Below are 9,586 nucleotides of genomic sequence, written 5' to 3'. Positions count from 1 at the left end.
GGCCAGGATCGGCTGATCACCCAGCGGTCGGGGATCCTCGCGGATCATCATCGACTAGCCAGTCGGGGAAGGTAAGCGTCGGGCTGGGAAGCGCCTCACGGCGCGTGGCCGCTCTTGGCGGCTAATTTTGGGACCCGGGGCTACCGCAGCCCGACGCGTTCAACCAGCCTAACCGAGGGCAAGCACAACTCAAGGACATGACGTCCCGAGTTCAGTGCAGCTGTGATGCGCGCTCCAGTTCGGCTGAACGACGTAGATGCATCGCGGTGTCGACAAGCTTGGCGGCGCTCTGCGGATCTCCGCTCTCGAGCTGCGCCCGGCCGACACCCACGATGTGGGCGAAAGCTGCTGCGCGGTCGAGCGTCACATCGAAATCCGGGCCGACGATGCCACGCACGACGGTGTCGACCAGCGCGATGACCTCCTCGGGTCCCGGCGGGTCGACGACTCCGGCCAGAACCTCGTGCACCGGTGCGTACGCCTTGCCGGTGGCGAATTCACGTGCGGCCTGCTCAGGCTGACGGTAGACCCAGGTGCGCAGCAAGTAGAGGCGCCACAGGGCGCCGGCCACACTGTCGGCCGCGGCGTGGGACCACAGGTCGGCTATCGCGCCGAGGCCTTCCTCATCTGCGAGGTGGAGCACCCGGTCGACAAGTCCTTGGTCGTCCTCGGAACGGGGACCACGCACCAGCAACGTGGCGATGCGATGGCCGGCCGCTGTCATCTCGGCGGGATCGGCCCCGTCGGCCTGCGCCTCGAACAGGGCGGACCCGGGCAGGGACGGCTTCTTGAAGTCGCTCACGCGCAAGCTCGTTGGCCAGGTGCCGCAGTCATCCCCCCACGTTAACGGGGTGGACCAGCTCAGGCGGTGTGGACCGGGGTCTTCTCAGTCGGTGTCGCGACGTGCGAGGGCTTGCGGAGGTAGAGCCACAGGACCGGCGCGACGTACGCGAACCAAGCAGTGACCTGTAGCCACGAGGGATTGGGCTGGAAGTTGATCGTGCCCTTCAGGAGGGTGCCGTACCAGCTGTCCGGTGGGATCGTCGCTGAGACGTCGAAAGCACGGCTGGAGAAGCCGGGTAGGACTCCGGCCTCCTGCAGATCGAAGATCCCGTAGGCCAGGACGCCGGCGGCCACCACGATCAGCAGCGCGCCGGTGATCGTGAAGAACTTGCCGAGGTTGACCTTGATCGCTCCGCGGTAGATGAGGAATCCAAGTCCGACCGCGACCAGGATCCCGGCAGCGGCGCCGATGAACGGGGTGCTGCTCGTGCTTCCAACGATGGTCGACCACAAGATCGTGGCGGTCTCCAGACCCTCGCGCCCGACGGTGAGGAACGCGACCCCGCCCAGGGCGACGGGACCGAGGGTGAGTGCTTCGGCCATCTGACCCTCGAGCTCGCGCTTGAGTCCGCGTGCGGTGCGCCGCATCCAGAAGATCATCCAGGTGACGAGGCCGGCGGCAAGGATGGACAGGGTTCCACCGACGATCTCCTGGGCGGCGAAGGAGAGCTGGTCGAAGACGATGGTGATGACGGCGAACGCAGCCAGCACGAGCGCCAGTGCTGCCAGGACGCCCGCCCAGACGAAGCGGATCTCGTGACGCCGACCAGTCTTGACGAGGTAGGCAATGAGGATGCTCACGATGAGGCTGGCCTCGAGGCCTTCGCGCAGACCGATGAGAAGGTTTCCGAACACATCTCGATCGTAACTTAGGGGTGGCTAACCTTGGACAGAAGTGGGGACAGAGCGCAGACACCAACGGGTCAGTCCGGTTGCTCCGCGCGCAGGGCCGCGGTCAACGGTTCGACGACGAGACCGATCTGCCAGGCCCGAGCCCCATCTGCGGTGAGCGCTGCACTGACCGTCTCGACGGTGATCTCGGTGGGCGGCTCCCAGGCGAGATTGCGCACGAGCTGCGGGCTGATGAGATTTTCGGTGGGCAGATCGTGCTGATCGGCCAGCCCGACCACCACCTCACGGCTTCGGGTCAGCCGGGCCGCGGCAGGAGGGTTCTTGTCGGCCCAGGCTCGCGGTGGCGGGGGACCGTCGACGCGCTGGGCTGCAGTCGGCAGCTTGATGTCCGGCACGGTGAGTCCGCGCTCCACGGCGTCGAACCACTCACTGGCGAATCGCCGCGGTCCACGATTCCGCATGATTCTCATGCTCTTGAGCGCCGCGACGTTTTCGGGTGGGTTGACTGCGATCTCGAGGATCGAGGCATCCGGGAGGATTCGACCAGGGGTCGTGTCGCGCGCTTCGGCGATCGCGTCTCGCGCTTCCCAGAGCTCGCGGACGAGCGCGAGAGCACGGCGCCCACGGGCCTTGTGGATGCCTGAGGTGCGGCGCCAGGGCTCCTTGCGCTCGGGTGGCCCCTGGAACGACAGCAGCGCCTCGAACTCCTCGGCGGCCCACTCCCGCTTGCCGGCCTTCTGGAGATCGACATCGATCAGGTCGCGAAGCTCGACCAGCACCTCGACGTCCAGAGCGGCATAGACCAACCACGGCTCGGGCAGCGGTCGGGTGGACCAGTCGGCCGCGGAGAACTCCTTGGCCAGGCTCAGGCCCAGGTAGTGCTCGACGAGTGCCGCCAGGCCGACGCGCGGAAGGTTGAGCAGTCGTCCGGCCAGCTCGGTGTCGAACAGTGACTCCGGGTAGAGGCCGACCTCGGCCAAGCACATGAGGTCCTGGTTGGCGGCATGCAGGATCCACTCGTTGCCGTCGAAAGCCGTGTCGAGCGGCACCAGGCTCTCGAACGCGATGGGATCGATCAGGTGGGTTCCAGACCCCTCGCGGCGTACTTGCACGAGGTAGGCGCGCTGGGAGTAGCGGTAACCGGAAGCCCGCTCGGCGTCCAGGGCGATCGGACCAGTGCCTGCCATGATGCGCTCGCAGGTCTGCCGCAGCAGCTCGGGGGTGTCGACGACCGGCGGCAGCGGATCGCGGAGCTCGAGCCGGGGTGCCACGGGCACGACCGGCTCCGGCGTCTCGTCCTCGATGGCGTCGGTGGGGGTCTCGTCGGGGTTGGTCTGTCCGGCGTCGGTCAACGGGCACCACGCCTGCGCTGCAGGGGAATCACTCCGGGGGTCAGAGGGGGGAGGCCGGCGATGGCGCACAACAGGTTGGACCACGCTGCGGCGTGCGACCCCATCCCGGGGGCGGGCGCATGAGCCAGCGGCGTCCATGACGCCCGGACCTCGATCTGGGCATCCGAACCGTCGGGGGTCATCTCGCCGAAACCCTCCGACCGGACGACGGTCACGCTGCCGCTGGCGGCGGTGTACTCGCTGCCGTAGGCCTCGAGGGCTTCGGTCAGCCAGCTCCAGCCCACGCTGGGGAGCACAGGGTCGGCGGCCATGTCGGCGTCGATGTCAGCTCGTGCGAACGTCACGCAGCGGAACGTGCCGCCCCAGGCGTCGTTGCCAGCCGGATCGTGCAGCAGAATGAAACGGCCGGTTGCCAGCTCTTCGTCGCCGACGAGGACATCCCCGCTGATGGCGAAGGAGTGCGGGGCGATGCGTTGTGGCGCTGGCATCTGGTCCACCACCACCTCGGGCCGGAGGACTGCCTGACGTACCTGCTCGACCGCAGCCGTGAATTGTGCGGGGGTGCGGTCGATCTCGCTTCGGGCTCCCACCCTGTGATGGTAGGCGCGGATGGGTCGGGCCACAGCCTCGACACTCCGCAGGACCTGAGACACTGGGGCGGTGACAGTGACGATGACCGACAGCGCTTTCCTCCAGGCCTGCCGAGGCACGCGACCCGACCGTACGCCGGTGTGGTTCATGCGCCAGGCCGGTCGTTCGCTTCCCGAGTACCTCGCGCTCCGCGAGGGCACCGCGATGCTCGAGTCGTGCTTCCGCACCGACATGGTTGTCGAGATCACCATGCAGCCGGTCCGTCGCTACGGTGTCGACGCTGCGATCTTCTTCTCCGACATCGTCGTACCGCTCAAGGCGATCGGCGTCGACCTGGACATCGTCCCGGGCGTGGGGCCCGTCGTCGCCGATCCGATTCGTTCGGCGAATCAGCTCTCGCAGTTCCGCGACATCGAGCCGGACGACGTCACGCCCATCACCGACGCGGTCACGGCACTGGTGGGTGAGCTCGGCACGACCCCCCTGATCGGCTTCGCCGGGGCCCCGTTCACCTTGGCGTCCTACCTCGTCGAGGGGGGGCCTTCCCGCGACCACCGACTGACCAAGCAGCTGATGTACTCCGAGCCGGACCTGTGGCACGCGTTGCTCGGCCGAATGGCAGCCATCGCGGGTCAGTTTCTTCGACTCCAGGTCGAGGCCGGCGCGTCGGCGATCCAGCTGTTTGATTCGTGGGCCGGGACGCTGTCGCTCGCGGACTACGAGACGTACGTCAAGCCGCACTCGGCGGCCGTGCTCGACTCGGTCGCCGACCTTGATGTGCCGCGCATCCACTTCGGTGTCGGGACGGGAGAGCTCCTGCACGCAATGGGTGACGCCGGGGCCGATGTCGTTGGCGTTGACTGGCGGGTCCCCATGGACGAGGCCGTGAGACGGGTCGGCCCCGGCCGTGCGTTGCAGGGCAACCTCGATCCCACCACGTTGTTCGCGCCGACTGAGTTCGTGCACGCCCGCGCAGCGGAGATCATCGATGCCGGCCGCTCGGCCGAGGGACACGTGTTCAACCTGGGCCATGGCGTGCTGCCTGCGACCGACCCCGATGCGTTGGCCCGCCTGGTCGACTTCGTGCACGGCTACGAGCCCGCTGCCTCCTGACATGCGTGCAGCAGTCGTCGGTGGCGGGATGGCCGGGCTGGCTGCGGCGTACGAGCTCGCGGTCAGTGGTGTCGATGTCGTCGTGCTCGAGGGCTCCGACCGCCTTGGAGGAAAGCTTCGGCTGGGGACTGTCGGCGACCTGACGCTCGACCTCGGTGCGGAGTCCATCCTGGCCCGCCGACCCGAGGGTCTCGACCTGATCGATGCGGTCGGCCTCGACGACCGGGTGGTCAACCCGGACACGATCACGGCGGCGATCTGGACGCACGGGGAATTGCGACCGATGCCGGCCACAGTCATGGGAATCCCGGCCGATCTCGCCGAGCTGGCTGCGTCCGGAATCGCAAGGGTCGACGACCCGCATGTCCTTCCGGTTCCGAAGGACGACGTCTCCGTCGCGGACTTCGTCGCCGACCGGCTCGGACGTGATGTGCTGGATCGCCTCGTCGAGCCGCTGCTCGGCGGGGTCTATGCCGGGCACACCGACGCCTTGTCCTTGCGTGCCACGACGCCGCAGATCGCTGCTCTGGGTCCCGATCTGCTCGCTGGCGCCACCGCGGCGCGGGCAGCCGCAACAGCCCGCGGTCCGGTGTTCGCTGGACTCGTCGGCGGAGTGGGCCAGCTGCCGGCTGCCGTCGCGGCGACACCCGGCATCTCGGTACGGCTCGACTCGACGGTCCGCGCGGTCACCCGGAAGGCAGAGGGTTGGCTGCTCTCGATCGGCCCGACGACCGATGTCGAGCAGCTGCTCGTGGATGCCGTCGTGGTCGCGGCCCCGGCGCCGGCCGCAGCGCGGCTCATCGCTGAGGACGCGCCGGAGGCCGCCTTCGCGCTGGCCGCGATCGAGTACGCCAGCATGGCGATCGTCACGTACGTCTTCGACGAGCCGCCGGCGTTCGAGGGATCGGGATTCCTGGTGCCGCCGATCGACGGAACGTTCATCAAGGCCGCGACGGTGTCGTCGAACAAGTGGGACTGGGTCGGGGCCACTGGCCGCACGGTCATCCGGGCATCGGTCGGGCGCTCGGGAGAGTCGACGCTGCTCCAGCACGACGACCCCGCCATCGTCGCCGCGGCGCTGGCTGACCTGCGCGCGGCGTTCGGCGGTCTCCCCGACCCTCTCGACGCGGTGGTGCAGCGCTGGGGCGGGGCGCTGCCGCAGTACGACGTCGGACACCTGGAGCGGGTGGCGACCATCGAGCGATCGATCGCCGCGGTGCGTGGGCTGGAGGTCTGCGGTGCGGCCTGCCGAGGGGTGGGCATCCCGGCGGTCATCGCCTCGGGTCGGGCGGCCGCACGGCGGCTCCTCGACGCTGGGACAATGGAGCCATGAGCACCATCGCGAACAAGGGCAAGCTGGCCAAGGAGATCAACGACACGATCCGCTACACGATGTGGTCGGTGTTCAGGATCGAGACGCCACTGGGTGATGTTCCGCGTGCCGAGCTGGCGACGGAGGTCGACGAGCTCATCGCGAAGCTTGCGGCCGACGACGTCGTGGTGCGCGGCACGTACGACGTGAGCGGTCTGCGAGCCGACGCTGACCTGATGATCTGGTGGCACGCGCCGACGAGCGATGCGCTGCAGGTCGCCTACAACGCGTTCCGACGGACTGCGCTCGGCGCACACCTGGCCCCGGTGTGGTCCCAGCTGGCGCTGCACCGTCCGGCTGAGTTCAACCGCTCGCACATCCCGGCGTTCATGGCCGAGGAGGAGACCCACCCGTACGTCTGCGTCTACCCGTTCGTCCGCTCGTTCGAGTGGTACCTGCTGCCCGACGAGGAGCGCCGCGAGATGCTGCGCGAGCACGGCATGCAGGCCCGCGACTATCCCGATGTTCGCGCCAACACGGTGGCCTCGTTCGCCCTGGGCGACTACGAGTGGATTCTCGCATTCGAGGCCGACGAGCTGCACCGCATCGTCGACCTGATGCGTGAGCTGCGTGCCAGCCAGGCCCGGCGTCACGTGCGCGAGGAGATTCCGTTCTACACGGGCCGCGCGCACACCCTCACCGAGCTCACCGAGCGCTGGCCCTGACCCGCTGAGCGGCAGGTCCTGCGCGGGACCGGCTCAGGAGTCGGCGCGGAGCTGCAGGCTGACCCCGTTGATGCAGAAGCGCTCGTCGGTCGGGGTCGGGAAGCCTTCGCCCTTGAACACGTGGCCGAGGTGCGATCCGCACCGTGCGCAGCGCACCTCAGTGCGTACGCCGCCGAACAGTGAACGGTCCTCGATGTACTCGACCCGGTCCTCGGCGAGCGGGGAGTAGAACGCCGGCCAGCCGCAGTGCGCATCGAACTTGGTCTCGCTGCGGAACAGCTCGGCGCCGCACGCCCGGCACTCATAGACGCCTACCGTCGGATCTGTCTCGTACGAGGAGCTGAACGGCCGCTCAGTGCCGGCCTTGCGCAGCACCTGGTACTCGGCCGGGCTCAGCTCGGCCTTCCATTCGTCGTCGGTCTTGTCCACGTCATAGGCCATGCAGCAAGCCTACGTGGCAGGGCCAGCGGGACTCGTCTCAGCGCTGGGCGTCGAACGGCACGTGCTCGAGCAGGTGCACGCTGGGCACATCGAGCTTGCGCTGCGCGCGGGAGGTCCAGTCGAGTTGCAGGAACTCTCTGACGACGTGCGGCTCGGTGAGGATGATGACCTCCGAGGAACCGCTGGACTTGACCAGCTCGAGCAGGGCGTCGATCGGGTCGGCCTCGGTCAGGGTCGCCGACACCTGCTGGTTGCGCTCGCGGAGCAGATCTGCGCTGGCGTCGAGCTCGGACTGGCCCGCCTTGACGATCTGCTGCTGGACCTCCTCGACCGCGTCGGGCTCGGTGATCGGAGCGATCTGACCCGACCCCAGAGCGCTCATGGACGATGTCAGGATCGCCTGCGAGCTCTCGACGGGAAGCAGCAGGTGGTAGCGGATCGTGTCGTCGAGCCCTTCGTGCAACGCAATGATCTGATCCGCGTCGAGGTCGTGGAGCTGGCGTTCGATGAGCAGTGCGACGTCATACATGTGGAGGAGTCTACGGCGCGTCGTACCCGGGCGGGTGGTGCCACCCATCGGGCATACTGCCGCCATGGCCACGTCTCTGGACTCCCAGCTCACCGTCACCGCTCCGGTCAACCTGTCCGCGTACGACTCGCGTGCCAAGACGGGCTTTTCCGGCAAGAAGGACGATGCGGCCGACGACCTCGCCGAGATGGGGGAGGAGCTGAGCGACCTGCAGGAAAAGCTCTTCGCGGGCGGGCGCGCCGAGACCAGCAGTGCTCGGGTCCTGGTCGTGCTGCAGGGGATGGACACCTCGGGCAAGGGAGGCATCATCCGGCACGTCGCAGGCCTGGTGGATCCGCAGGGTCTGGCGATCACGTCGTTCAAGAAGCCGACCCCCGCAGAGCTGAAGCACGACTTCCTGTGGCGGGTCGAGCGAGTCCTGCCCGAGCCGGGAATGATCGGCGTCTTCGACCGCTCGCACTACGAGGACGTGCTGATCGGGCGGGTGCGCCAGCTCGCGTCCGCAGAAGAGATCGAACGTCGCTACACAGCGATCAACGAGTTCGAGCAGTCGTTCACCGATTCCGGTGGAGTCATCATCAAGTGCTTCCTGCACATCACGGCCGACGATCAGAAGGAGCGGCTGGCCGCTCGCCTCGACGACCCCAGCAAGCACTGGAAGTACAACACCGGTGATCTCGACGAGCGCATGCTGTGGGACGACTACCAGCAGGCTTACACCTTGGCGCTGGAGCGCTGCTCGACCGAGCACGCCCCGTGGCACATCGTGCCGAGCGGCCGCAAGTGGTACCGCAACTGGGCCGTTGCAGCCTTGCTGCTGGAACAGCTACGGGCGCTCGACCTGCAATGGCCGGACGCCGACTTCTCGGTCGAGGCCGAGCAGGCCCGGCTCGCCACGATGTAGCGAGCCGACCCGGCTCAGGCCGACAGCGGCTCGAGTGGCACGAGGTCGACTGCGCCGACGGCGTAGCGCGCCAGGATGACCCGCGCGATCTCGTCGTCGACGCCCAGGGGCTCGGCCACGGCGACCGCACCGGCCTCGTACGCCAGCTCGGTCACCCGGTCGGGCAGGACGCCAGGAGCGAGGAAGAGCTGCCCAACTGCGATGTGCCTGCGTCCGTCCGCCCGGTGCGCTCGCACGGCCTCGCCTGCAGCGGGTGGGACGCTCGACGCGAACGCGGCGATGGTCGGCAGCTTGTGGTGCGCTCCCCAGGTCCGGGCGGCCCGGGAGATCGCCGCGTTGGCCAGCGGGTCCGACGACCCGGCGCCGGCGAGCACCAGGGCGTCGAGCTCGCGTACCCGATTGTGCGACAGGGCATCACGCAGCCGCTTGTCCAGGATGTTGAAGAACGCGTTCTCGATTCCCAGGACCCGGGTCGCCTCGATCAGGATGCCGTCGTGTCGGGCCAAGGCGGCAGCGATGACCTTCGGCACGTCGATCGTCGCGTGGAAGGCCTCGGTGAGCAGCAGGGGGACCACGACAATCTCCTGATGCCCTTCCGCCACGAGGCGGTCGACGGCCACGTCGAAGTCCGGCTCGGCCAGGTCGAGGAATGCCGGCTCGACGCGGAGGTCAGGTCGCATGCATGCGACCAGCTCCGTCAGGGCTGTGATCGTCTGGGCAGAACGCGGATCGCGGCTGCCGTGCGCAAGAGCAATGAGTGCTGGTGCGGTCATGATGCTGTCCTCCTATCGTGTGGTGCTGCTGGGGGTGTGTGATGAGTGGTGAGGTCGGTTGCGGAGAGCTGGCCGACGAAGCTGAGGCGGAACGCGCGAAGACAGCAGCGGCACTCCCATTCGCCGTGCTTGTCGCCATGCGGCCGCAGGC

The 9,586-nt window shown here is 68.1% G+C and carries 11 protein-coding genes; 4 read left to right on the top strand and 7 right to left on the bottom strand.

Translation table 11 applies throughout. From position 1 onward, the window contains the following. Positions 1-211: 211 nt before the first annotated feature. The 4 genes from WB461_RS11680 to WB461_RS11665 all read right to left on the bottom strand — a co-directional run bounded on the left by WB461_RS11680 (position 212) and on the right by WB461_RS11665 (position 3,637). A complete protein-coding gene (locus WB461_RS11680; RefSeq protein WP_423852900.1) occupies positions 212-802 on the bottom strand; it encodes a hypothetical protein in 591 nt (196 codons plus the stop codon). 59 nt (positions 803-861) lie between these two features. Continuing rightward, on the bottom strand, positions 862-1,698 hold the full coding sequence (gene efeU, locus WB461_RS11675; protein WP_423852899.1) for an iron uptake transporter permease EfeU: 837 nt from the start codon (positions 1,696-1,698) through the stop codon (positions 862-864). Positions 1,699-1,766: 68 nt separating this feature from the next. Next, positions 1,767-3,047 carry an HRDC domain-containing protein gene (locus tag WB461_RS11670; protein WP_423852898.1) on the bottom strand — a complete coding sequence of 427 codons (1,281 nt, stop codon included), beginning with the start codon at positions 3,045-3,047 and terminating at the stop codon, positions 1,767-1,769. After that, positions 3,044-3,637: a DUF3000 domain-containing protein gene (locus WB461_RS11665; protein WP_423852897.1), complete on the bottom strand. Its 594-nt coding sequence runs from the start codon at positions 3,635-3,637 to the stop codon at positions 3,044-3,046. Before WB461_RS11665 ends, WB461_RS11670 begins: the two co-directional genes overlap by 4 nt. 70 nt (positions 3,638-3,707) lie before the next feature. On the opposite strand from WB461_RS11665, the gene hemE reads away from it, so the two are divergent. From hemE to hemQ, 3 genes are read left to right on the top strand one after another with little or no spacing between them, the layout of a single operon-like run. Further along, on the top strand, positions 3,708-4,751 hold the full coding sequence (gene hemE / locus WB461_RS11660) for a uroporphyrinogen decarboxylase (RefSeq protein WP_423852896.1): 1,044 nt from the start codon (positions 3,708-3,710) through the stop codon (positions 4,749-4,751). A gap of 1 nt (position 4,752) precedes the next feature. Continuing rightward, entirely contained in the window at positions 4,753-6,084 is a 1,332-nt protein-coding gene (hemG, locus tag WB461_RS11655) for a protoporphyrinogen oxidase (RefSeq protein WP_423852895.1), read from the top strand. Continuing rightward, positions 6,081-6,788, top strand: a complete 708-nt coding sequence (gene hemQ / locus WB461_RS11650; protein WP_423852894.1) for a hydrogen peroxide-dependent heme synthase — start codon at positions 6,081-6,083, stop codon at positions 6,786-6,788. The genes hemG and hemQ overlap by 4 nt, the downstream gene beginning before the upstream one ends. 33 nt (positions 6,789-6,821) lie before the next feature. Here hemQ and msrB read toward each other — a convergent pair whose 3' ends face one another. Together msrB and WB461_RS11640 are read right to left on the bottom strand one after the other, a co-directional pair. After that, entirely contained in the window at positions 6,822-7,229 is a 408-nt protein-coding gene (gene msrB, locus WB461_RS11645) for a peptide-methionine (R)-S-oxide reductase MsrB (protein ID WP_423852893.1), read from the bottom strand. A 37-nt stretch (positions 7,230-7,266) separates the two neighbouring features. Continuing rightward, positions 7,267-7,758 (bottom strand): hypothetical protein, encoded by a 492-nt coding sequence (locus WB461_RS11640; RefSeq protein ID WP_423852892.1) that lies wholly within the window; start codon positions 7,756-7,758, stop codon positions 7,267-7,269. 64 nt (positions 7,759-7,822) lie between these two features. On the opposite strand from WB461_RS11640, the gene WB461_RS11635 reads away from it, so the two are divergent. Next, positions 7,823-8,662, top strand: a complete 840-nt coding sequence (locus WB461_RS11635) for a PPK2 family polyphosphate kinase (RefSeq protein WP_423852891.1) — start codon at positions 7,823-7,825, stop codon at positions 8,660-8,662. A 14-nt stretch (positions 8,663-8,676) separates the two neighbouring features. Here the strand turns inward: WB461_RS11635 and WB461_RS11630 are convergent, their stop codons facing one another. Beyond that, a complete protein-coding gene (locus WB461_RS11630) occupies positions 8,677-9,435 on the bottom strand; it encodes a sirohydrochlorin chelatase (RefSeq protein ID WP_423852890.1) in 759 nt (252 codons plus the stop codon). Between the last annotated feature and the right edge of the window lie 151 nt (positions 9,436-9,586).

This window comes from Aeromicrobium sp., from assembly GCF_049587115.1.
GTDB lineage: Bacteria > Actinomycetota > Actinomycetes > Propionibacteriales > Nocardioidaceae > Aeromicrobium.
Note: the sequence above shows the minus strand (reverse complement) of the source record. Positions and strands in the feature narration are given on the sequence as shown.